Origin of the sequence: Corynebacterium sp. HMSC034A01, from assembly GCF_001838175.1 — a bacterium.
Taxonomy (GTDB): Bacteria; Actinomycetota; Actinomycetes; order Mycobacteriales; family Mycobacteriaceae; genus Corynebacterium.
This window is the reverse complement of record NZ_KV835927.1, coordinates 130,479-152,114: the sequence shown is the minus strand read 5'-3', so window position 1 is coordinate 152,114 and position 21,636 is coordinate 130,479. Positions and strand designations below refer to the sequence as shown.

Sequence of the window (21,636 nt, the reverse complement as noted above, 5' to 3'; positions counted from 1 at the left end):
CATTACGCAGCCGCAGAACCGGCAGAACATGGTTTTGTAAAACTCGTCCTAAAACAACACCTAAAACCCGATCCCCCAGCTCCCTACGCCCACTGTGGCCGAGTTTTACAAAACCGCGCCTTGACAGGCGCCCCGGGTCGCGCCCCGGGAGGCGCCTAGGTGGTGCGCTACTTGGAGTGGCGGGAGAGGAACGCCCACATTTCGTCGGCGGCGGACGGCGAGTACCACCAGTAGTGGTTGGAGCCGTGCACCTGGATCACTTCGACGCCTTTGCGGCAGCCGCGGGCAGAGACGCGGGTGGCGCTGTACAGCGGGGCGCGGTTGAGACCGGGGCCGCAGCCGTTGCGGACGGCGTAGGAGCCGAATAGCTCCGGCACCGGCAGGACGCGCTGGCCGCGTCGGGTGGTGCCGTAGTACGGGGTGAGCGTGTCGTTCATGCCGTGGAGCGCCATGAATGCGATGGGCAGGTTCTGGCAACCCCGGTTCACCGGCGCATAGTAGGCACCGGATACACCTGCGACGCCGGCGAAAAGGTCCGCCATATGGCAGGCGGAGACTGCTGCCATGCCGCCGCCGGTGGACATGCCGGTGGCGTAGATGCGTCGGCGGTCGATGTTGTAGTAGCGCTGCACGTCGTTGATCATGGCGCGCACGTAGGCGATGTCCTGGCCGGGCCGGGTGGAGGCGGTCGGCGAGCCTTCCCAGGATGCGCCGATGGCTCGGGGGTAGACGATGATGGCGTCGCGCCCGACGGAGGATTCGCGCAGGCGGGAGTAGTTGCGGAAGTTTTCGGTGGAATCTTGGTAGGCGGAGTAGCCCACCATCACCGGCGTCGGGTTCGCCGGGTTGTAGCCTCGCGGCACCCAGATGAGGTAGCTGCGGCCGGCGGCATGGATCTCGCCGTTGGTGCCGTTTGCCACCGGCGCGGGGGCCTGGGGCGCCCAGGGCGCGGGGGCAGGCACCGGCGCCGGAGCGGGCAAAGGGTTGCGCGGGAGGGCCGAGCTGCCGGGGATGGTGTCGTTGGCCATCTGGACGAACTTGTTCCATTCGGCGTTGGCCTGGTTCACTGCATCGGCGGCAGCGCGGTTGGCGTCGTTGATCGCGCGGTTGACCTGCCCGTTGATTTGCGAGGACATGTCTTGGGCCCCAGCCTGCACCGGAGCGATCGCACTACCTGCGACGAGCAAGGCAGCGAGACCACCCGCAAGGCGTTTCACAATTTTCACATCGGCCACATTAACCCCACCTTTATGTATCAACAAGCGATACAGACGTGCGTGCACAGATGGGGGTTGGATAAAGTAACGTCACATGCCCACTTCCAGACCCGATAGCGCCCCAGACTTTCTGCTCTCGCGTGGCGACGGCTCCGTGCGCACCCAGGGTGCACTCCGCACCTTCGACGACGCGTGGGAGGCCGCGGACGCGATCGCGCGCGGCGAGGAAGAGATGATTGTCGGCGCACTGCCCTTCGACCACGACTGCCCGACGGCGCTCACGGTCCCCGAGCGGATCATCCGCGAGCCGGGTGCGCTCGAGCCGCACCCCTACTACCGCGTCGGCGAAGGCTCGAAGCTGCGCGCAATGCTTATCGACGTCGACCCGTCCCCGGCCGAGCACCTGCGCCGAGTCGAAGCCGCCATCTCGACGATCCAAAGCTCCGCCTTAGACAAAGTGGTGCTGGCGCGCGCGGTGGACATCGCCTTCGACCCTCCGGTGGATCCCCGCCTGGTCGCAGCACGACTGATCGACCTGTCGTACACGCACGACGGGTTCATCGCGGACCTCACCCCGTCGGGACGCGACGGGCATTTCCTCGTGGGGTCTTCACCAGAGGTGCTGGTGCGGCGGCGCGGCAACCGCGTCTGGTCGTTCCCCCTGGCCGGCTCCGCCGCCCGCGTGCCCGGCAATCCGGAGGCCGACCAGGCCGCGGCCAACTCGCTGCGCGATTCTGCGAAAGACTTGGACGAGCACCGCTTCGTGGTCGACCACATCCGGCGCATCCTCGCGCCGCTGTGCAGCGAACTCTCCGTCCCGGAACGCCCGCGGCTGGAAAAGACCAGCGAGATGTGGCACCTGGCCACACCGATCGAAGGCGTGCTGAAAGATCCCGCGCCGAGCGCGCTCGACCTCGCGCTGAGCCTGTACCCCACCCCGGCAGTCTGCGGCACCCCGCAGGCGGCGGCGGAAGCGTTGATCACCACCGCGGAATCGGACCGCGGGTTCTACGCCGGCGCGGTGGGCTACACAGACGCCGCCGGCGACGGCGAGTACATGGTGGCCATCCGCTGCGCCGAGGTCAACGACGACGGTACCCGGGCCCGCGCCTGGGCGGGCGGCGGTCTTACCGCCTACTCGGATCCGCAGGCCGAGCTCGACGAAACCTCGGCCAAGCTGCGCACCATCATGCGCGCGCTCGGCCTGTAGTTACGCCCGCTCGACCGGGTTGCCCAGCTTGCCGATGCCCGGGATCTCCACCTCGATGTAGTCGCCCGGGACCATCTCTGCGGTGCCGGCGGGCGAGCCGGTGGCGATGACGTCGCCAGGCAGCAGCGTGAAGGATTCGGAGACCCACTCCACCATCTCGCCGACGGACTTGATCATCTGGTTGGAGTTGGAGTCCTGCTTGGTTTCGGTCACGCCGTTGTGGGTGTGGTGCGCCTTGATGGGCAGGTTAGCAAAGTCGAACTTCTCCAGGTCCGTCTCAATCCACGGGCCGATCGGGCCGAAGGTGTCGATGCCCTTGGCGCGGGCCCACTGGCCGTCTGCGAACTGCAGGTCGCGCGAGGACACGTCGTTGATGATGGTCACACCGCGGATGACAGACTTCCAGTCTGCAGCCTTGACGTTCTTGCACGGCACGCCGACAACGAGCGCGAGCTCGCCCTCGAACTCCACGCCCGTGGCGTACTCCGGGATCTTGATGGCGGCGCCGGGACCGACCACAGCCGTGGACGGCTTGATAAAGATCGTCGGCGGCAGGTGCTCCGCGGACTTCTTGAACACCTCCGCCACGTGGTCGGCGTAGTTGCGCCCCACCGCCACCACCTTCGACGGCAGGGTCGGGGCAAGCAGGCGGACGTCCTCAAGCGGGTACTCTTTGCCGGTGTACTCGGGGTCGGTGAACGGGGTGCCGGCGATCGCCTTCGCGGTTGTCCCCTCGTCGTCAATGACGGCGAACGTCATTCCTTCAGGTGTTGCAATTCGTCCAAAACGCATGTGACCGAGCATACAACTAATTACAAAAGTGGCGTTACCCGGATGCGGTCAACGCGAGATACAGCTCAGCGCACGCCACTGCGTCGGTCAGCGCGTTGTGGTTTGCATACGCCGGCAGGTTATAACGCTGCCGCACCCTGGGCAAACGCAGGTCCTCCCCGCGCGGGTACGTGCCCATGCGCTCCATGTGACGCCGCTCCATAGCAAAGGTGTCCACCACCTCGCTGTCGTGCAGCCGCCACTTAGTCCCGCGCACATCCTGGTGCAACTTACCCAGAAACCCCGTTTCCATTTGCGCGAAGTGCGCGAGCAGCTTCCGACCGTCAAGCGCGGCCAAAAACGCGTCGAGCACCTCTGCAGGCTCCCGGCCAAGCGACGCCACCTCGTCGTCCGTTACACCATGCAGGGTGGCGGAGTCCCCCACGTCCGCGCCCCGCAGCACGAAGTATTCCGCGCCGGCCAGGTCGATCACCTGCCCGTTGACCGGCACCCACCCCACGGACACCAGCTGCGACCGCTCAGGCTTGAGCCCCGTGGTTTCGATGTCCACGGCGAGCAGGGCGCCGTCGATAAGCTGCCGCTTCTTCGGGCCGAACAGCATCTCACACCGCCCTGGTCGGGTACGCGGTGGACAGCGCGTTCTGCAGCGACTTGATCACACCGAACGCATCCCGCAACGCCGCGCGGTCGCGCCCTGGCAGTTGCTTCGGGTCGATGCGGTAGTTCGGCGTCTCGCCCGCGCGCACCTGAGCGGACTGGTGGCGCATGGCCAGGTCCGCGAGGTACTCGTAGGCGTCCAGAAGATCCGCCGCCCCCTTCGCGGAAACCGGACCGCCGGCGGCGCCGCGCAGGCGCGCGATGGTGTCCACCTCGTCCACCCCGGCCGCGATGGCGTACAGGCGCGCCATCTGCACCACCGCCGCGGTGCCGCCGCGCTTGATGTCCAGCGTGTGGGCGTATTCGCCGCTGCGCTCGAGCACGAACCCGCGGAAGAAGCCCACCGGCGGCTCGCGGAAGGTAGCCAGCGCCGCCAGGTGCGTGTGCAGGCGGCGCGAGCCGTGCGCGGACGACAGCGCCCCAGAACGCACCCGCGCGGCCATGTCCTGCCAGCCATCGCCGAAACCGAAGACGGCGCGGAAATCGAAGAACACCTGCGCATGCAGCAACGCGTCCGGCTTCGGCGCGGTGACCCAGCCGTGGAAGGTGCGGCCCCACTCGCTTTCCGTCTTCCGCCACTGCGGCGAAGACGCCATCATGTCGCCCGGGCACAACGCCTGGCCGGCGCGGGCGAGGCCTTCGCAGACGAACGTGCTGAGCTCGGCGAAGTACTCTCCGTGCTGCGCGGCGTCGTAGGCATCCGCGAGCACAAGCGCGTTGTCCTGGTCGCTGGCCGGGCCCATCTCCCCGCGCGCCTGCGACCCGACCGCAACGAACGCGAAGGGCACAGGCGGGGGCCCAAGCTTCTCGACGGCTAAAGTGCCCAGCCGTTTCGCCACCGCGTCCGCGATCGAGGTGAGCAACCTCTGCATCTCGGCAGCCGAGGCGCCGCGCTCGAAAAACCGCACCGCGACCCGTGCCGCGTCCCGGTACGCGCCGTCCAGCTCTTCCAGCGAGGCCCGCGCCACGTCGGCCGCGAGGTAGATCGGGTCCGCCTGCAACTGGCGCATGATGTCCGCGGCGGTGACCACGCCCACCACCTGGCCTTGGCCGGCGACCGGCAGGTGGTGGATGCCCAGCTCGCTCATGGTCAGCATCGCCTCAAACACGAGCGCGTTGGGCGCGATGGTGCGCACCGGGCTGGTCATCACATCCGCCACGGGCCTGGACGTGTTCACACCGCCTGCGACCACGCGCGAACGCATGTCAGCGTCGGTGATGATGCCGGCGACCTCCTGCCCGTCGGTGATGATCAGGCTGCTGATGCCCTCCTCGCCCATCGCGCGAGCAGCCTCTGCGATGCTCACGCCCCTGTCCCGCGTGACCGGCTCGCGCCCGGAAAAGATCTCGCGCAACGGGGTGCGCAGCACGTCGGTGGCGCCGGTGTCGCGCACCTCGTCAGCGGCGGCGCGCACGCGGCGCGAGGCGGTCTGGAAAAACCTGCCCAGGTCCGGGAACTGTTCCAGCAGCTCGAGAAATGCCTCCCGCGGGAGCATGAGCAGGATGCTGTCTTCCACCGCCTGCATGAGGTACGCGGACTCGCGCTCGCCCACCAGCGTGGAGTAGCCGAAGTTCAGTCCGGCCTCGCGCCGGTCCAGCAGCAGATTGTCCTCGCTGACGACGTCTACCGCCCCGGAGCGAATGACGTAGAGCGTGTCGTTGGGCTGGCCCACATCCACAACAGTTTGGCCGCGGCGGACGTAGGTGATGCCCATCTGCGCGGGAAGGGCACGCAGGGTGGCCTCGGGCAGCGTCGAGAAGGGCTCGTGCTGGGCGAGGAAACTGTAGACCTCTTCAAGCTCCACACTCATGGAGCAAGAGTATCGCGGAGCTGCTCCCGATACCGGCGGTTTCTACTGGTAGCTGACAAACCACGGACGGGGGTTGACGTCGCGGTAGGTCTGCTCCGGGCTGAAGGTCGGGAAGTCCTCGTCGAAGAAGTTCTTCCACGCCATGAAAAAGTTCGGGTCTAGGCCTTCACGCAGGACGTTCCAGGTGTCGAACTTCTGCTCCGGTCCACCGTGGCCGTCGGCGTGCAGGACCCAGGCGAGCTCCGGCTGGCCGGTGACGATGTTTTCGCGGTCCGGGTACATGGCCACGTTGAACTGGTGCAGGATCATCGCCTTCTGCGGCAGGTTGTTGTCGCGGACGAGCTGGGCGAGCCAGTCCGCCACCTCGTTGATCTCGCCGGAGGTGGCACTGCCGATGCGCGACAGCGGCTGCTCGCCCGGGTTGAGCTTCCACTCTGCGTCCAGCGCCAGGCCGACGTTCGGGCGCTTGAGCAGCTCCTCGTAGATCTTGGCCTGCTCGAGGAAGCTGCCCTGACCGGGCTGCAGGTCGATCACGGCGTAGCCGCCGGCGTCCACGATCGCGTCGACGTATGGCACCAGGTCCTCCATCGGCGTCTCGTTGGAGAAGTTGCCGTCGTCGCCCGGGCCTCCGGAGGCAACCGTGGCGATAATCTCGAACGCGGGGACGACCGGCTCGTCGCTAAACGGCTGGTAGTCCTCGGCGTACTTCTTCGCCAGTTCCACCGCCGCCGCCGGATCCTGCTCACCCATCACGCCCAGGTCCGGGCCGTACGGGTGTCCGTAGAGCGCCACCATGCGGCGTCCCGGGAACACCAGACCGCCGCCGCCGGGCAGCTCGCCGCCCTCCGCCAGCGCCGCACGCGCCTGGAAGTTTTCCGTGTCGCCCCACTGGCGGCCCAGTGCGAGGGTGTCCTGGTCGGAGACGGTGCGCATACTGTCCGCCGTGGCGCGCGGATCCGGCGCGGCCAGCACCTGCACCTCGGCACCGGCAGCGCGCGCCGAGGCCACAGACGCGCGCGAGGATTTCGCCGTGGCAAACACCGGCGGCATGGTCAGTTCGCTCGGATTCTGCGCTTCCAATTCGGCGATGGCCGCAACATCGTCGGCCGGCTCGGCAGAAGCGACCGCCTCGGCGCCTTCTTCATCGCCCGGCACGTTGATCACGCGCGTCGCTCCCAGTCGCTCGATCTCGCCGTCGACGGCGGCATCGGCGCCGTCGAGACGCACGAGCATCGGCGCCCCGAGCTCAACCGCAACAGCTGCGGCCTTGAGCTGCTGGTCGCGCTCCTTGGCAGAGACCACCACCGTCTCCGAAGAATCGAAGAGGCGCTGCGAGACCTCGACACCGGTGCCGTCGGCATCCTGGATGACCTCGTCACCGTTGGTTTCGAGAGCGGCTGGCTGCCCGAGCCCGCCCTCTGTGCTGCTGCAGCTGGTCAACACCAGTGCGGTTGCGGTCAGTACGGCGGGGATCGTGCGGGTCACATGCATGCGCACAACCCTACTTCAGGGCGGCGGCGATCCGGTCACCCACTTCGGCAGTTCGCACCTTCGCGTCGCCACGCTCCGAGACATCGCGCTCGACGGCATCCTCGATGCGCGCGGCGTTGCCCTCGTCGCCAAGGAAGCGCAGCATCATGGCCACAGACAGGATCATCGCGGTGGGGTCCGCAATGCCCTGGCCGGCGATGTCCGGGGCGGAGCCGTGGACGGGCTCGAACATGGAGGGGAACTCCTTGGCGGCGTTGATGTTGCCGGAGCTGGCGAGACCCACGCCACCTGCGACGGCGCCGGCGAGGTCGGTGAGGATGTCGCCGAAGAGGTTGTCGGTGACGATGACGTCGTAGCGCTGCGGGTCCTGCACCATGTAGATCGTCGCGGCGTCGATGTGGTTGTAGTCCACCTCGACCTGCGGAAACTCGGCCGCGATCTCGTCGACGACGCGCTGCCACAGCCCGCCGGCGTTCACCAGCACGTTGGTCTTGTGCACCAGCGTGAGTTTCTTGCGGCGCGTCATGGCCAGCTCGAAGGCGTAGCGCACCACGCGCGAAACACCGTGGTAGGTGTTCTGCGAGACCTCGGAGGCCACTTCGTGCCCGGTCCCCTGGCGCAGAGTGCCGCCATTGCCGGCGTAGAGGCCCTCGGTGCCCTCGCGCACCACCACGAAGTCGATCTCCCCGGGGTTGGCCAGCGGGCTGACCGACGACGGGTACAGCCGCGACGGGCGGAGGTTGACGTAGTGGTCGAGTGTGAAGCGCAGCGGCAGCAGCAGGCCGCGCTCGAGCACACCGGCTGGCACGCGCTCCGGGTCACCGATGGCGCCGAGCAGGATTGCGTCGTGCTCTTTCAGCGCAGCCAGGTCCGCGTCCGTGAGCAGTTCGCCGTTTCGCAGGTAGCGGCGGGCGCCGAGGTCGAAATCAGTGGTCTCCACGTCGTCGCGCACGGTGTGAAGGACCTTCAGCCCCTCCGCCATGACTTCCGGTCCGATACCGTCTCCTGCGAGCACTGCAATTTTCATATCCTGAAACCCTCTTCTCACATAGTAGAAACCAGCCTCAGGGTATCACTTCACGCAGCGCTAGTACGCCGCTTCCGCCTCCCGGATGCGACCGACCAGCTCATCGGATGTGCCGAACTGGCCCCCGAGCGCCACCAACGGGCGCTCGGCCAACCCAGCCATAGCGAACAACGTCTCCTCGCTCCGGCGGGGATCCGCCAACGGCACCACGGTTACGTCCGCTCCGTAGCTGCGCGCGTTGGCCACGGACGGGATAGAAGACTCCCAAGTGGCCACCACCCGCGGCGCCATGTTGGCGTCCCGGCGGGACTGAATGGGAAAGGGCTCCGGATTTGCCGCAGGCAACACCGCCGGATCCGCCCACTGCGCGCGCAGCCACAGCGGCTCCCGCTGATACAAGCTGGATACCTCGCGCACCGCGTCCTGCGGCGTATCCACCGTCCGTTCCCGGTACCGCAGCGCCGTCATCTGCTCCAGCGCCCGTAGTCCACCGGGGTCGCGGCGCACGCTCACCGCGCCTTTCGACGGCGCAATGGCCACGTCACCGACCGTGAGCACATTGACAGTGCGCATATCCGCGATCATTTGCACGTACTCGGCGTGACGGGCAGGGTCGTACACCATCATCGGCGCATTGGTTGTCACAGCGATGGACGCCGCACGCAGCTGCGCCTCAACCGAGGTGTCGCTGAGCACGAGTGTTTCAGACGTCGGGAAGAACAGCTTGGTGGTTTTGATGCCGAGGACATCATCGACGACCTCCGGCCCGTCCGCGAACAGCTTCCCCACGTGCTTGGACTGGTTCACGCCGCGGGCGCGCTCGAGCGGGCTCAACTGCGCCTCAGTCGCGCACGACGTCAGCATCGCTGCCGCTGCCACGGTGGCGGCCACGCGTGCGAAGGATCTCGCTTCTGCCACTACGCCTCGCCCGGCTCCCAGTCGTGCTCAGCTTCCCGGTCCATGGCGTACTCGATCATGCCCACGAAGCGCTCGCGCCTGTCTCGCACGAAGCCTTCCCAATCGGAGGCGTGCAGCAGCTCCGGGTCCATCTCGTGGCCCGCAAGCATTGCGTCGAACTCGTCGTCTTCCAGCAGGGACTTCGACTGCAGCCGGGGCAGGTAGCGTTTCGGTTCGTTGCGTTCGATGACCACGTCGGTTCGCCGCCCCATCGGCGTGCGGTTCAGCACAGAATCCGCCAACTGCGGGTCCGCCTCCAGCGCGCCGGTGGCCGCCAAGTATTCCGTCGGGAAGACTTGGCGGAACCGGGGCTGCAGCTGCCCCACCGTTTCGGCTGTGAAAGGCTCTGCGGTGCGCCAGTCCCTCGCTCCGCGGGCCATGAGCAGCGAGTACAGGCCGCGGTAAACGCCGCTGTCCGGGCCAGCTGTGCGCAGACGGGACTCGCAGAAGCGCGCGTCTGCCACTGTGCGGGGCAGATCTTCGGTGTCCCCGCGCACCCACGGCGTCACCTCAGTCACGTCCAGACCGATGCGGATAGTGGGCGCGTGAGAGCCGTACAGCTCGCCAAACACACCGCACCAGAACCAGCGGTTCAGCCGGTCGGCGGCCCCTTCGCGCTCGAGTACGCCTGGCTCCTGCCCCAGGCGCGCCAGGATCGCAGCCAGTGGAATCAGCTGCTCCGGGTACGGCACCTGGTCTGCGGCAACCACTCGCCGCTCTTCCAGGAACTCAGCGGCCGCGAGAAAGCCGTCCAGCATCTCGCCCACATGTGCCTGGTACTGGTCCAGCGAAATGTCCAGGATGTCGCCTCGGTGACCGCGCGCCGGGCCGCGCCTGCTCGTGAGCAGCAGCGACAGCGCACGCAGAAACTCCACCCGTCCCACACTGTCCAGCACTGGGTGCTCGCGCAGCTTGAATTCTGTATCTCGCCAGTGCTCCGCCAAGACAAAGGACGGATCCCCGGCGGCGAATACTGCGGTGAGCAGTTCGAAAACGTCCATTTGCACGCCCGCGGAGTTTGCGAAGGCGAAGATCTGGCCGACGCCCGCCTGGGTGGTTTCGCGGTCCACGCGGATGACCGGCACGTCGTAAGCCGAAAGCCCCCGCATCACCTGGTTGACAAACCGCTTGACCGCACCCCTCAACTGCGCGTCCTCGGTGTTCGCGGCCATGTCCACCAGCAAGTCGTTACCCTCCGGCCACAACAGCATGCTCACGGGGATGACACCGTTATTTATATAGGCCTCGCGCGAATTCAGGGCACCGTCCGCGTCCGGGCCGAAGTGGGAACGCACTTCGCCTTGTTCATCCACGGCGAACAGCGCCTCGACCGGCATCGGGTCCGCGGACACTGCTACGCGCACGTCCACCATGAAGCGCCGGCGGATCGGCCGGCCCAGGTAGTCCACGGTGTGGACCTCGCCGTCGTTCTTGAACGCCTGGTAGAGCGAGGTCAGGCGCTGCTGTCCGTCCAGAAGCAACAGCCCGGGGGCGACGCCTTCCACCACTACACCTTCGAGCGGGCGCGGCTTGAAACGCTGCTCCGTGTTGCGCGTATCCAGGGCGAGGAACGAGCCCACCGGGTAGCCGCGCAGCACGGAAGTCACCAGGGTGCGAACCCTGTCGACGTCCCATAGGTACTCCCGCTGAAAGTCAGGCAGCTGCAGCTCTCCCCGCCCCGCGCGGGAAAACAGGTCTTTGAGTGAGTAGCTCGGCGTGGTGAAACCCATGTCTCCCAAGCGTAGTGCAGTTTCAGCACACCTTCTCGTGACCGATGTGCTCAGGAGGTTCAATCTGCACCGTCGCGTGCTCCACCCCAAGGTGCGCCAGCGTGTCCTGCACCCGGTCCAGCAGCTGGTCGCGGTCCACCCCGGGGCCCGCCACCACGTGCACCGTGGCTAATACGCTCACCCCGTCCAGCGACCACAGGTGCAGGTCGTGCGTATCCGTCGCCCCTTCGACCTGCCGTAGTGCGCGCTCCACTTCGTCCGCATCGAACCCCGCAGGGACGTGTTCGAGCATCACCCGGGCCGAGCGCACCATCAGCTGCCAAGCCCGCGGCAGCACCAGTGCCGCAATAACCAGGGAGGCAACCACGTCAGCACCGGTAAACCCGGTCCACGCAATCACCGCGCCAGCCACCAGCACTGCGACGGAGCCGAACATATCCACCAGCACGTGTAAGTACGCGCCCTGCACGTTGATCGAGCCCTCCCGGTGGCGCGAGAGCACCCATGCCGAAGCAGCGTTCGCGATCAGGCCAATCATCGCGATGACCATCATCGGTCCTGTTTCCACCGGTTGCGGGTCGCGCAACCTGCGCACCGCCTCGACCACGATCCAGATGGAAATTGCCAGCACAGTGGCCGCGTTGATCAGTGCAGCGAGCACTTCCACGCGCCGGTAGCCGTACGTCGCGGTTGCGGAAGCGGCCTTTTGTCCGACGATGATGGCAAGAAGGGAGATGATCAGCCCCGCGGCGTCGGAAAGCATGTGCATCGCGTCCGCGAGTAGAGCCATCGACCCAGAGAGCCATCCGCCGACAACTTCCGCGACGAAAACCGTGCCGGTGATCGCCAGTGCGACTGCGAGCGCGCGTCTCGGAGCGCCGTGGGCGTGGTCGTGGTTGTGGTGATCGTGCATTTCGGTCCCTTTCACATTGCCTCTCGACGACCTACGGTATGCACCTTTTCGCTTAATGACAACTTATTGAAAACTATTCCTTTTGCACCCCGCCACCCCGGGAGTCCTCGGAAAACACCGGACGAAATGAGACGTCTAGCACATATTTTCCCGCGGTGCTTGCGAAAGTTTTGTTACAGTGGGCGGTCGTTCACCGCGGATGCTGGCACAGCCTTGCGTCCGACGGAAACGTTATGCCAGCACTTGTGTTAGCACGAAAGGAATTTACAATGAACAACCCCATCGACCCGAAGCGCAACCCGAAGGACTTCGCCAACGACGCTAAGGACTTCGGCAAGGACAAGGCCCAGGACGCGAAGAACCTCGGCCAGGACAAGCTGAACGACGTGCGTGGCCGCGGCGACATCGAGGGCGCCGACCGCGTTAAGGACGTCAACGTCGACCGCACCAACGTCGAGCCGGACAAGGATGTCCGCGTTGAGCGCACCACCACCGAGCGCACCGCCGCTACCCCGGCCCGCTCCACCGCAGGTTCCACCGCGGTGACTGAGGAGTCCAACAGCGGCGGCGGCTGGTGGAAGTGGCTGCTGGGCATCCTGGTCGCACTGCTGCTGCTGTGGCTGCTGTGGTCCCTGTTCTCCGGCGACAACGATGAGGGCGAAACCGTCACCTCCACCACCACCGCCGCAACCGAGGTTGTCTCCGAGACCACCACCGTCGAGGGTGGCGCGGAGGAGTCCGCAGCTGAGGGCGCTGAGGAGTCCGCAGCTGAGCCGGCAGACGAGACGGTCACCGAGACCAACATCGTCGACGAGATCACCGAGACCCTCGCACCGGAGGGCGCTGAGGCTGAGGCGACCAACTAGTCGCTAACAACCCTTTACCCCGCGTCTCCCAAATTGAGAGGGCGGGGTTTTCTCGTGCGGGACCGCTGCGGGACCGCTGCGGGATCGCTGCGGGATCGCACACGAAAAACGCGGCGGAGACCTCAGGCCTCCGCCGCGTGGTCGCTGCCTGTTTAGCGAGCGGTGTCGGTGAGCGGGTTCTTGACCCAGCTCATCATGTCGCGTAGCTCTTCGCCGGTCTTTTCAATCGGGTGCTCGGAGACCTTCGCGCGCAGGTCCTCCAGCTCCTTGTTGCCACCTTCGACGTTGGCAACGAGGCGCTTGGTGAAGGTGCCGTCCTGGATGTCCTTCAGGATCTCGCGCATGCGGTCCTTTGCGCCTGCGTCGATGACGCGCGGGCCGGAGAGGTAGCCGCCGAACTCCGCGGTGTCGGAGATGGAGTAGTTCATGTTGGCCAGGCCGCCTTCGTAGATCAGGTCCACGATCAACTTCATCTCGTGCAGGCACTCGAAGTACGCCATCTCCGGCTCGTAGCCTGCCTCGGTCAGCACCTCGAAGCCGGACATGATCAGGTCCTCCAGGCCGCCGCAAAGCACGGCCTGCTCGCCGAACAGGTCGGTGACGGTCTCAGCTTCGAAAGTGGTCGGGATGACACCTGCGCGTGCGCCGCCGATTGCCGCGGCGTAGGACAGGGCGAGTTCCTTACCGTTGCCCTGCGGGTCCTGCTCCACTGCGATCAGCGCCGGCACGCCCTTGCCGTCTGCGAAGGTGCGGCGGACCAGGTGGCCCGGGCCCTTCGGCGCGACCATGGCGACGGTGATGTTGTCCGCAGGCTTGATCAGGTCGAAGTGGATGTTCAGGCCATGGCCGAAGAACAGCGCGTCGCCGTCCTTGAGGTTCGGCTCGATGTCCTCGGTGAAGATCTGGGCCTGGGAGGTGTCCGGGGCCAGCAGCATGATCACGTCGGCCCACTCAGCGGCCTCCGCGTTGGTCTTGACCTCGAATCCGGCCTCGCGCGCCTTGTCGGCGGACTTGGAGCCTTCTCGCAGGCCGACGACCACCTCAACGCCGGATTCGCGCAGGTTCTGCGCGTGGGCGTGGCCCTGGGAACCGTAGCCGATGATGGCGACCTTCTTGTCCTGGATCAGGGACAGGTCTGCATCGTTGTCGTAGAGAACGTCGATTGCCATGTGTGCGTCACTTCCTTCATTCTGTGAGACGGTTATTTCACATTATGACACAACCGCCTCGAGTTGTTGAGAGTTACTCGGACTTTGCCATTGTCTTAGATCCGCGCGAGAGCGCCACCGAACCGGAGCGAGCCAGCTCGCGGATGCCGAAGGTATCCATCACCTCAAGAAATGCCTTGAGCTTGGCGGAATTGCCGGTGGCCTCGATGATCACGGAGTCCACCGCCACGTCGATCACGCGGGCGCGGAACAGGTTGGCGGCGTCCACCACCTGCGGACGGGTCAGGTTATCCGCGTTGACTTTCACCAGAAGGAGCTGCCGGCCCACAGACGTGGCGTCGTCAAGCTCGAGCACCTTGTGCACCTGGATGAGCTTGTACAGCTGCTTGGTGATCTGCTCGACCGCATGGGGCGTGGCGTCCACGACGACGGTGAGGCGGTTGATGCCGTCTTTCGCCGTCTTCGCGGAGACGAGGGAGACCAGGTTGTAGCCGCGGCGGGTAAACAGCGCGGTGACGCGGGTGATGATGCCGTCGACGTCGTCGACGAGCACCGACAGTGTGTGGCGGGTGATCTGTTCGGGCTGTGTCATGGTTAGTTTCCCTCCTGCTCGAGCGCTTCGATGGTGTCGTTGATGGCCTCCGGCGTCTCCGCCGCAGACTCGTCCTCGCCGAAGAACGGGCGCATTCCTCGCGCATACTCGATGTCGGAGTTGGAAGTGCCGGCGGCGATCATCGGCCACACCTGCGCGTCCTCCCCGACGACGAACTCCACCACCACCGGGCGGTCGTTGATCTCGCGGGCGCGCTGAATCGCCTCCTCCACCTCGTCGGCGGAGGTGACGCGGAACGACACCGCGCCGAGCGCCTCGGACAGCTTCACAAAGTCCGGGACGTAGACCTCGCCGCCGAGCTTGGTGTGCGAATAGTTGCCGTCGTAGAACAGTGTCTGCCACTGGCGCACCATGCCCAGGTTGCCGTTGTTGATCAACGCGACCTTGATGGGGAATCCCTCGAGGGCGGCGGTGGTGATCTCCTGGTTGGTCATCTGGAAACAGCCGTCGCCGTCGATGGCCCAGACCTCTTTGTCCGGCATCGCCGCCTTCGCCCCCATCGCGGCCGGGATGGAAAAGCCCATCGTTCCTGCGCCGCCTGAGTTGATCCAGTGCCGCGGCTTGTCGTAGTCGATGAACTGGGCCGCCCACATCTGGTGCTGGCCCACACCGGAGACGTAGATCGCATCAGACCCGGCGGTCTTCGACAGCGTCTCCAGCACGTACTGCGGCGCCAGCGTGCCGTCGGTGTGCGTGTCATAGCCGCGCGGGAAGCGCTCTTTCAAATCCATCAAGCGCTCGATCCACGGCTCAATGCTGGGCGCCTTGACCTTTCCTTTCTCGCCGAAGTAGTCGGTGAGCTCGGACAGGACCCGCTTCGCGTCGCCGACGATGGGCACGTCCACCGGGCGGATCTTGCCCACCTCGGCCGGGTCGATGTCGGCGTGGATGACCTTCGCGTGCGGGGCAAAGGTCTCGGTGTCGCCGGTGACGCGGTCGTCGAAACGCGCGCCGATCGCGATAAGCAGGTCGGACTCCTGGAACGCGCCCACCGCCGGCACAGTGCCGTGCATGCCCGGCATGCCCAGGTACAGCGGGTGGTCGTGGGGGAACGTCCCGAGCGCCATCAGGGTGGTCACCACCGGGATACCGCTGGCCTCCACAAACTTCGCCAGCTGCTTATGCGCGTTCGCCTTGACCACGCCGCCTCCGATGTAGAGCACCGGGCGCTTCGCCTTGGAGATCATCTTCGCGGCCTGCGCGATCTGCCGGTTGTGCGGCTTCGTGTTCGGCTTATAGCCCGGCAGGTCCACCTTCGGGGGCCAGGCGAACTCGATCTCCGCGTTCTGCACATCCTTCGGGATGTCCACCAGCACCGGGCCAGGGCGGCCGGTGGAGGCGATATGGAACGCTGTGGCGATTGCGCTGGGGATCTCCTCAGCCTTGGTCACCATGAGGTTGTGCTTGGTAATCGGCATGGTCACACCGCGGATGTCCGCTTCCTGGAAGGCGTCGGTGCCCAACAGCGGCGAGCCGACCTGTCCGGTGATTGCCACCATCGGCACCGAATCCAGGTAGGCATCGGCGATCGGGGTGACCAGGTTGGTCGCACCCGGTCCTGAGGTGGCGATGCACACGCCCACGTTGCCGGAGGCCACCGCGTAGCCTTCCGCTGCGTGGCCTGCGCCTTGCTCGTGGCGCACCAGTACGTGGCGTAGTTTCTCGGCGCGGAACAGCGCGTCGTAAAGCGGGAGCACTGCACCACCGGGCAGACCGAATACGATCTCGGTGCCCAGTTCCTCGAGGCTGCGCACGACGGCGTCCGCACCCGTCATGCGTTCGGGCTTTCTTTTCTCTGAAGCTGCCACGTGAAGGCTCCTTGTTAGCTCGACTGTGCTTGTTATCGCGATCTCATACAACAAAAGCCCCCGACGAGCGTCGTGCTCTCGAGGGCGCTTGGTGTGTCAGCGGCGTGTAAAACGCACCCGCTACGGCAAGCGCCGTCGGGAGAGAATAATTACAAGTCGCTCGTTGATCACGATTTAGAACTGTAGTGGCCCAGGCAACGTCGCGGGGGTTTTTATTCAAGTATTTAAATTGCGGGCTATTGCCTATCGACGCACCAAAGGTGACTACCATCCCCAACTATGACTGACACGCCGGAGCACACCCAGCACGTTTTCAAGCCGACGCGCGAGCACATCCTCGCCATCGTGCTCGCCACCGGCATCGCCCTCATGGGCATCCTCTGGGCACCGAAGTACCTGGCCTGGCTGCTGATCTTCCCCGCCATTTGGCTGGCGTGGGTGCTCGTCTCCTCCACCACCGTGGACGAGCGCGGCATTACCGCCAAATACCTGGTGCGCAAGAACGTCACCCTGCCGTGGCGCGACCTGAAGGGCCTCGCTTTCAAGGGCCCTGACGTTAGCGCGGTGACCGTCAATGGCACGGAGCACCCGCTGCCAGGCGTGACCTTCAATTCCCTTCCCGACCTGGCTGAGGCATCCAACGGCCGCATCACCGACGTGATCACAGCCGCCCAGGAGGCGGCCGACGGCAAGTACGAAATCATCGACAAGGGCGGCCACAAGGTGCTGCTCACCCGCGAAGAGTACGACGCCTACGTTGCCGAGCACCCGGACCTGCCGGGACCGCGCCCCTCCGCGCCAGCTTCCACCCCAGAGAATAAGGAGTAAGTACCGTGATCCCGCTTCGCTCCCGCGTCACCACCATCGGCCGCCAGGCCGCAGGCGCCCGCGCTCTGTGGCGCGCCACCGGCACCGGCGAAAACGAGTTTGGTAAGCCGATCGTGGCGATTGTGAACTCCTACACCCAGTTCGTGCCGGGGCACGTGCACCTGAAAGAAGTCGGCGACATTGTCGCGGACGCCGTGCGCGCAGCTGGCGGCGTGCCCAAGGAGTTCAACACTATCGCCGTCGACGACGGCATCGCCATGGGGCACTCCGGCATGCTGTATTCCCTGCCGTCCCGCGAGATCATCACCGACTCGGTCGAGTACATGGTTAACGCGCACACTGTCGACGCCATGGTGTGCATCTCCAACTGCGACAAGATCACCCCGGGCATGCTCAACGCGGCGATGCGTCTGAACATCCCGGCCGTGTTCGTCTCGGGCGGCCCCATGGAAGCTGGCAAGGCGTTCTCTGTCGGCGGGGTGACCAAGCCGAAGTCCGACCTCATCGACGCCATCGCGCTGTCCGCCAACGACGGCGTGTCCGACGACGAGCTCGACGCAATCGCCAACAACGCCTGCCCCACCTGCGGCTCTTGCTCCGGCATGTTCACCGCGAACTCCATGAACTGCCTCACCGAGGCGCTCGGCCTGTCCCTGCCGGGCAACGGCACCACGCTTGCCACCCACACCGCGCGCCGCGAACTGTTTGAAAAGGCCGGCCGCACCGTCATGGAGCTGTGCGAGCGCTACTACGGCCAGGGCGACGAATCCGTCCTGCCGCGCAACGTCGCCAACGTGCACGCCTTCCGCAACGCCATGGCGCTGGACATGGCCATGGGCGGCTCCACCAACACCATCCTGCACATCCTCGCCGCCGCCCAAGAGGGCGGCATCGACTTCGACCTGCACGACATCGACGATCTGTCCCACCAGATCCCGTGCCTGTCCAAGGTGGCGCCGAACGGCGAGGCCCACGTCGAAGACGTCCACCGCGCCGGCGGCATCCCGGCGATTCTGGGCGAGCTCAACCGCGCTGGCCTGCTGCATGCGGATGTGCACTCGATCGCGTACCCGTCGTTAAGCGAATGGCTCTCCGACTGGGACATCCGCGGCGGGGATGCGACCGAGGAGGCGCTGGAGCTGTACCACGCCGCGCCCGGCGGCGAGCGCACCACGAAGGCGTTCTCCCAGAGCGCCCGCTGGGCCGAGCTGGACACCGACGCGGCAAACGGCGTCATCCACGACGTCGAGCACCCGTTCACCTCCGACGGCGGCTTGGTGGTGCTGCGCGGCAACCTTGCACCCGACGGCGCGATTTTGAAGACCGCCGGCGTCGAAGAGGGCCTGTGGGAATTCACCGGTCCCGCGCGCGTGGTGGACTCGCAAGAGCAGGCCGTTTCCATGATCCTCAACCGCGAAGTGCTCGAAGGCGAGGTTGTGGTGATCCGCTACGAAGGCCCCGCGGGCGGGCCGGGCATGCAGGAGATGCTTCACCCGACGTCGTTCCTCAAGGGCGCAGGCTTGGGCAAGAAGTGCGCGCTGATCACGGACGGACGCTTCTCCGGCGGCACCTCCGGGCTGTCCATCGGCCACATCTCCCCTGAGGCCGCAGCCGGCGGCCTGATCGGCCTGATTGAAAACGGCGACACCATCTCCATCTCCGTGTCCAACCGCGAGCTGAAGCTCGATGTCGACGAGGCAGAGCTGCAACAGCGCCGTGAAACGATGGAAGCCTCCGACACCCCCTGGACGCCGAACCGCGTCCGTGAGGTGTCGAAGGCTCTGCGCGCGTACGCGAAGATGGCCACCAGCGCCGACAAGGGCGCGGTGCGCCTTGTCGACTAACGAGTGGACTAGCTAGGCGACCGGGTTGATGCCGGTGCCGAACCACCACATCAGCCCGGCTGCCGCCAGGCCGAGCAGCGCGCAGATCCAGCTAGAGACCAGCGGGCGTTTAGCCCAGCCGCGCGACGCGTCGACGCCGTAACGGCCCGGGCCCGCAAACTGCACGACCAGCGACGCGGCCAGAAGCATCACCGGCGCCCACGTCTCCGGGGTCCAGGCGAAGACGTCGAAGCCTTCCGTCTGAGTGTGGAAGGCGTGCAGCGCCATAAAACCGGTCACTGCGATGGCAACCAGCGCTGCCACCGGGGTGAGCAGGCCCAACACCAGGAAAACGCCCGCGGCCAGCTCGAGGGTAGGAACGACCACAGCGAGCCCGTTGCCGTACGGGTAGTCGGCGTACGCCGCTTCCAGGCCGGAGATGCCTTCGTTGCCGCCGAGGCGGAAGAATGTCCCTACCGAGTGGATGATGAGCATCGCGCCGAGTGCGAGACGCTGCAGGAGAAGGCCCAGGTCGGTGGTGCCGCGGCGGGTCTCGTCCTCCACCACAACCGGCTCGGCGGTCTCGGCGTAGACCGGGTCGGTGCCGGTGGCGGTGGCGGAGTCGGTCGCGTACGCGGGGGCCGGCGCGACATAGGTTGGCTCGCGGTCCACGGCGACCGTCTCAGAGGCGCTCTCAAACGAGGTGGTCTCGGGCGCCTGCGGGATCAGCGGCCCGTCGGTTTGCTCGCCGCGCGGGAAAATCTCCGTCGGGGCTGCCTTGCCCGTGCGGGTGTACAGGCCGTCGGCGGCAGACTTCGCGCCGCCCGTGTACTCCGGCACCTCAGGAGAATCCAGGTTTGTCAGATCATTTTGCTCGTTGGGCGTGAGATCACGTGGGTTGTTAGCCATGCAAACAATGTATGCGAAAACACTGACTGATCCTTGGTAACGCGCCGTTAGAATAGCAAATCTAAGCCTGTGCGCTGCACGGTTGACAGCGAGGACCGGTGGTCGTCGGTTAGCAATGGGCCCTTAATGGTGTTACCCTCGGCTCCGCTCTTTTACTAGATTTCATTGAGGAAAATTATGGGTAAAACAATGAAAGTCGCCCTCGCGCTCGTCGGCCTCACCGTCGGCGCGGGCTTCGCGTCCGGCCAGGAGGTGATCCAGTACTTCCTCTCCTTCGGATACTGGGGCATCCTCGGTGCGGCTATCGCCGGCGGCGCAATCGCCATCTTCAGCGGCTGGGTCTACCAGCTCGGCTCCTACTACATGGCGGAGGACCACAGCGCCGTGTTCAGGAGTGTCTCGCGTCCGTGGCTGTCCAGGTACATGGACATCACCACCGTTTTCACACTGTTCTGCATCGGCTTCGTCATGGTCGCCGGTGCGGGTGCGAACCTCGAGCAGCAGTTTGGCCTCCCCACCTGGGCAGGCTCGACAATCATGGTTGTGCTGCTGCTCCTGTCCGGCCTGCTGGACATTGACAGGCTCACCAGTGTCTTCTCCTACATCACGCCGCTGCTGATTATCTGTTTGCTCGCCGCGTTCGTGATCACGCTGACCGACATGCCGTCGGACTTTGGCTACCTCAACGAGCTCTCGCAACAAAACCAGAGCGCATCGGGCACGTTCGGTAACTGGCTCATCACCGCGCTGAACTACGCCACCCTGGTGATGATCATGGACGTCTCCATGATGCTTGTCTTCGCCGGCTCCCACATGAACCCGGCGCAGGCGGGTAAGGGCGGCCTGCTCGGCGGCATCATCTTCGCCGTGCTGCTGCTGATCCTGACCTTCATCCTGTTCTGCAACATGGAAGACGCCATGGATGCGGACATGCCGCTGCTCATGGTCTTCGACAACATGCACCCGGCCGTGGGCGTGTTCGTCGCCATCGTCATTTACCTGATGATTTACAACACCGCTGTCGGCATGTTTTACGCCAGTGGCCGCCGCCTCAGCCACGACAACCCGAAGAAGTTCCGTCCGTACTACTTCGCTGCCGTGCTCGTCGGCTTCGCGCTGTCCTTCATCGGCTTCGCTGACCTGGTCGGCTGGGTGTACCCGGTCCTTGGCTACCTGGGCCTGGTGCTGGGCATCGTCATGGGTGTCGCCTGGTTCCGCGACCGCAAGAACATCCAGGAAGAAACCGGCCGCCGCGAGCGACTCGCTGAGCTCGCTTCCACCGCCCTGGATCCGAATGAGGACGAGCTGTCCCGCGCCGAGCGCGACGAAGTGGACTCGCTGACCTCCGATTCCCACGTTGGCGGTCAGGATTTGTGGCAGTCCGTCCAGGAGGAGGTCGCTGCCGACCTCACCTCGGATTCCTCCAGCGACTTCGACGTCAAGAACGTTCCCGCCTTGGATCCTGAGTCCAAGGGGTACGAAGGCGCCCCCGAGTACGAGGGCGACAAGATCCACTGGGAGGCGTACGAGGAGATGTACAAGACCGGCGAGTTCCCCGCCGTCAAGCCCGAGCAGAAGTCTCAGGACAAGTAAGCATAATTCGCTTTACGACGTCTAGCTTCGCCCCGGCCAACGCAATGTTGGCCGGGGTTTTGCGTTGCCGGGCCTCTTTCGGTCCCCACGGTACGAGGGGCGCAGGGCAAAATACTTCACAGATCCACGTACGAAGGCTCGCCATGATCAGTGATCACGACCGGTTGCTCGAGCGCCACACGCTTAGCTGCACTGACGTCCCGGTGAAATTCTCTTGCTGAA

18 protein-coding genes are annotated in these 21,636 nt (G+C 65.6%); 5 read left to right on the top strand and 13 right to left on the bottom strand.

Annotated elements, in window-relative coordinates; all coding sequences use genetic code 11:
* Positions 1 to 167: 167 nt before the first annotated feature.
* On the bottom strand, positions 168 to 1,235 hold the full coding sequence (locus HMPREF2791_RS02330; protein ID WP_141764887.1) for a CE1 family esterase: 1,068 nt from the start codon (positions 1,233 to 1,235) through the stop codon (positions 168 to 170).
* 76 nt (positions 1,236 to 1,311) lie between these two features.
* Here HMPREF2791_RS02330 and HMPREF2791_RS02325 point away from each other — a divergent pair, with 76 nt between their 5' ends.
* The gene (locus tag HMPREF2791_RS02325; protein WP_070844163.1) at positions 1,312 to 2,427 is read left to right on the top strand and encodes an isochorismate synthase; all 1,116 of its coding nucleotides are present in this window, start codon (positions 1,312 to 1,314) and stop codon (positions 2,425 to 2,427) included.
* Here HMPREF2791_RS02325 and HMPREF2791_RS02320 read toward each other — a convergent pair whose 3' ends face one another.
* From HMPREF2791_RS02320 to HMPREF2791_RS02285, 8 genes are read right to left on the bottom strand one after another with little or no spacing between them, the layout of a single operon-like run.
* Complete coding sequence (locus tag HMPREF2791_RS02320) at positions 2,428 to 3,219, bottom strand: fumarylacetoacetate hydrolase family protein (RefSeq protein WP_083327857.1); 792 nt, start codon at positions 3,217 to 3,219, stop codon at positions 2,428 to 2,430. It abuts the gene before it with no gap.
* Between the two features lie 34 nt (positions 3,220 to 3,253).
* Positions 3,254 to 3,820 (bottom strand): exonuclease domain-containing protein, encoded by a 567-nt coding sequence (locus HMPREF2791_RS02315; protein ID WP_070844159.1) that lies wholly within the window; start codon positions 3,818 to 3,820, stop codon positions 3,254 to 3,256.
* A 1-nt stretch (position 3,821) separates the two neighbouring features.
* On the bottom strand, positions 3,822 to 5,687 hold the full coding sequence (locus tag HMPREF2791_RS02310; protein WP_070844157.1) for a DUF294 nucleotidyltransferase-like domain-containing protein: 1,866 nt from the start codon (positions 5,685 to 5,687) through the stop codon (positions 3,822 to 3,824).
* A 42-nt stretch (positions 5,688 to 5,729) separates the two neighbouring features.
* Complete coding sequence (locus HMPREF2791_RS02305) at positions 5,730 to 7,178, bottom strand: cell wall-binding repeat 2 family protein (RefSeq protein ID WP_070844155.1); 1,449 nt, start codon at positions 7,176 to 7,178, stop codon at positions 5,730 to 5,732.
* A 10-nt stretch (positions 7,179 to 7,188) separates the two neighbouring features.
* On the bottom strand, positions 7,189 to 8,205 hold the full coding sequence (locus tag HMPREF2791_RS02300; protein ID WP_070844153.1) for a 3-isopropylmalate dehydrogenase: 1,017 nt from the start codon (positions 8,203 to 8,205) through the stop codon (positions 7,189 to 7,191).
* A 60-nt stretch (positions 8,206 to 8,265) separates the two neighbouring features.
* Positions 8,266 to 9,123, bottom strand: a complete 858-nt coding sequence (locus HMPREF2791_RS02295) for a hypothetical protein (RefSeq protein WP_246825314.1) — start codon at positions 9,121 to 9,123, stop codon at positions 8,266 to 8,268.
* The gene (locus tag HMPREF2791_RS02290) at positions 9,123 to 10,892 is read right to left on the bottom strand and encodes a DUF262 domain-containing protein (RefSeq protein ID WP_070844150.1); all 1,770 of its coding nucleotides are present in this window, start codon (positions 10,890 to 10,892) and stop codon (positions 9,123 to 9,125) included. The genes HMPREF2791_RS02295 and HMPREF2791_RS02290 overlap by 1 nt, the downstream gene beginning before the upstream one ends.
* Before the next feature lie 22 nt (positions 10,893 to 10,914).
* The gene (locus HMPREF2791_RS02285; RefSeq protein WP_070474890.1) at positions 10,915 to 11,805 is read right to left on the bottom strand and encodes a cation diffusion facilitator family transporter; all 891 of its coding nucleotides are present in this window, start codon (positions 11,803 to 11,805) and stop codon (positions 10,915 to 10,917) included.
* Positions 11,806 to 12,074: 269 nt separating this feature from the next.
* Between HMPREF2791_RS02285 and HMPREF2791_RS11990 the strand changes: the two genes are divergently transcribed.
* Positions 12,075 to 12,671, top strand: coding sequence for a hypothetical protein (locus HMPREF2791_RS11990; RefSeq protein WP_070474889.1), 597 nt, complete (start codon positions 12,075 to 12,077; stop codon positions 12,669 to 12,671).
* A gap of 152 nt (positions 12,672 to 12,823) precedes the next feature.
* Here HMPREF2791_RS11990 and ilvC read toward each other — a convergent pair whose 3' ends face one another.
* The 3 genes from ilvC to HMPREF2791_RS02265 form a co-directional block, all read right to left on the bottom strand.
* Positions 12,824 to 13,840 (bottom strand): ketol-acid reductoisomerase, encoded by a 1,017-nt coding sequence (ilvC, locus tag HMPREF2791_RS02275; RefSeq protein WP_070474888.1) that lies wholly within the window; start codon positions 13,838 to 13,840, stop codon positions 12,824 to 12,826.
* Positions 13,841 to 13,913: 73 nt separating this feature from the next.
* Complete coding sequence (gene ilvN / locus HMPREF2791_RS02270; protein ID WP_070474887.1) at positions 13,914 to 14,432, bottom strand: acetolactate synthase small subunit; 519 nt, start codon at positions 14,430 to 14,432, stop codon at positions 13,914 to 13,916.
* A 2-nt stretch (positions 14,433 to 14,434) separates the two neighbouring features.
* A complete protein-coding gene (locus HMPREF2791_RS02265) occupies positions 14,435 to 16,228 on the bottom strand; it encodes an acetolactate synthase large subunit (protein ID WP_070474886.1) in 1,794 nt (597 codons plus the stop codon).
* 312 nt (positions 16,229 to 16,540) lie between these two features.
* On the opposite strand from HMPREF2791_RS02265, the gene HMPREF2791_RS02260 reads away from it, so the two are divergent.
* Both HMPREF2791_RS02260 and ilvD read left to right on the top strand, forming a co-directional pair.
* The gene (locus HMPREF2791_RS02260) at positions 16,541 to 17,089 is read left to right on the top strand and encodes a PH domain-containing protein (RefSeq protein ID WP_070474885.1); all 549 of its coding nucleotides are present in this window, start codon (positions 16,541 to 16,543) and stop codon (positions 17,087 to 17,089) included.
* Positions 17,090 to 17,094: 5 nt separating this feature from the next.
* On the top strand, positions 17,095 to 18,933 hold the full coding sequence (gene ilvD, locus HMPREF2791_RS02255) for a dihydroxy-acid dehydratase (protein ID WP_070474884.1): 1,839 nt from the start codon (positions 17,095 to 17,097) through the stop codon (positions 18,931 to 18,933).
* Between the two features lie 12 nt (positions 18,934 to 18,945).
* Here ilvD and HMPREF2791_RS02250 read toward each other — a convergent pair whose 3' ends face one another.
* Positions 18,946 to 19,821 carry a DoxX family protein gene (locus HMPREF2791_RS02250; RefSeq protein ID WP_070474883.1) on the bottom strand — a complete coding sequence of 292 codons (876 nt, stop codon included), beginning with the start codon at positions 19,819 to 19,821 and terminating at the stop codon, positions 18,946 to 18,948.
* 177 nt (positions 19,822 to 19,998) lie between these two features.
* On the opposite strand from HMPREF2791_RS02250, the gene HMPREF2791_RS02245 reads away from it, so the two are divergent.
* Positions 19,999 to 21,414, top strand: a complete 1,416-nt coding sequence (locus HMPREF2791_RS02245) for a YkvI family membrane protein (RefSeq protein ID WP_070844148.1) — start codon at positions 19,999 to 20,001, stop codon at positions 21,412 to 21,414.
* Positions 21,415 to 21,636 lie beyond the last annotated feature (222 nt).

What these genes read in the sequence shown, in the direction of transcription:
- HMPREF2791_RS02325 (WP_070844163.1), top strand. Translation starts at nt 1,312, where the DNA reads ATGCCCACTTCCAGACCCGATAGCGCCCCAGACTTTCTGCTCTCGCGT.
- HMPREF2791_RS02320 (WP_083327857.1), bottom strand. Translation starts at nt 3,219, where the DNA reads ATGCGTTTTGGACGAATTGCAACACCTGAAGGAATGACGTTCGCCGTC.
- HMPREF2791_RS02315 (WP_070844159.1), bottom strand. Translation starts at nt 3,820, where the DNA reads ATGCTGTTCGGCCCGAAGAAGCGGCAGCTTATCGACGGCGCCCTGCTC.
- HMPREF2791_RS02310 (WP_070844157.1), bottom strand. Translation starts at nt 5,687, where the DNA reads ATGAGTGTGGAGCTTGAAGAGGTCTACAGTTTCCTCGCCCAGCACGAG.
- HMPREF2791_RS02305 (WP_070844155.1), bottom strand. Translation starts at nt 7,178, where the DNA reads ATGCATGTGACCCGCACGATCCCCGCCGTACTGACCGCAACCGCACTG.
- HMPREF2791_RS02300 (WP_070844153.1), bottom strand. Translation starts at nt 8,205, where the DNA reads ATGAAAATTGCAGTGCTCGCAGGAGACGGTATCGGACCGGAAGTCATG.
- HMPREF2791_RS02290 (WP_070844150.1), bottom strand. Translation starts at nt 10,892, where the DNA reads ATGGGTTTCACCACGCCGAGCTACTCACTCAAAGACCTGTTTTCCCGC.
- HMPREF2791_RS02285 (WP_070474890.1), bottom strand. Translation starts at nt 11,805, where the DNA reads ATGCACGATCACCACAACCACGACCACGCCCACGGCGCTCCGAGACGC.
- HMPREF2791_RS11990 (WP_070474889.1), top strand. Translation starts at nt 12,075, where the DNA reads ATGAACAACCCCATCGACCCGAAGCGCAACCCGAAGGACTTCGCCAAC.
- ilvC (WP_070474888.1), bottom strand. Translation starts at nt 13,840, where the DNA reads ATGGCAATCGACGTTCTCTACGACAACGATGCAGACCTGTCCCTGATC.
- ilvN (WP_070474887.1), bottom strand. Translation starts at nt 14,432, where the DNA reads ATGACACAGCCCGAACAGATCACCCGCCACACACTGTCGGTGCTCGTC.
- HMPREF2791_RS02265 (WP_070474886.1), bottom strand. Translation starts at nt 16,228, where the DNA reads ATGACGGGTGCGGACGCCGTCGTGCGCAGCCTCGAGGAACTGGGCACC.
- HMPREF2791_RS02260 (WP_070474885.1), top strand. Translation starts at nt 16,541, where the DNA reads ATGACTGACACGCCGGAGCACACCCAGCACGTTTTCAAGCCGACGCGC.
- HMPREF2791_RS02250 (WP_070474883.1), bottom strand. Translation starts at nt 19,821, where the DNA reads ATGGCTAACAACCCACGTGATCTCACGCCCAACGAGCAAAATGATCTG.
- HMPREF2791_RS02245 (WP_070844148.1), top strand. Translation starts at nt 19,999, where the DNA reads ATGGGTAAAACAATGAAAGTCGCCCTCGCGCTCGTCGGCCTCACCGTC.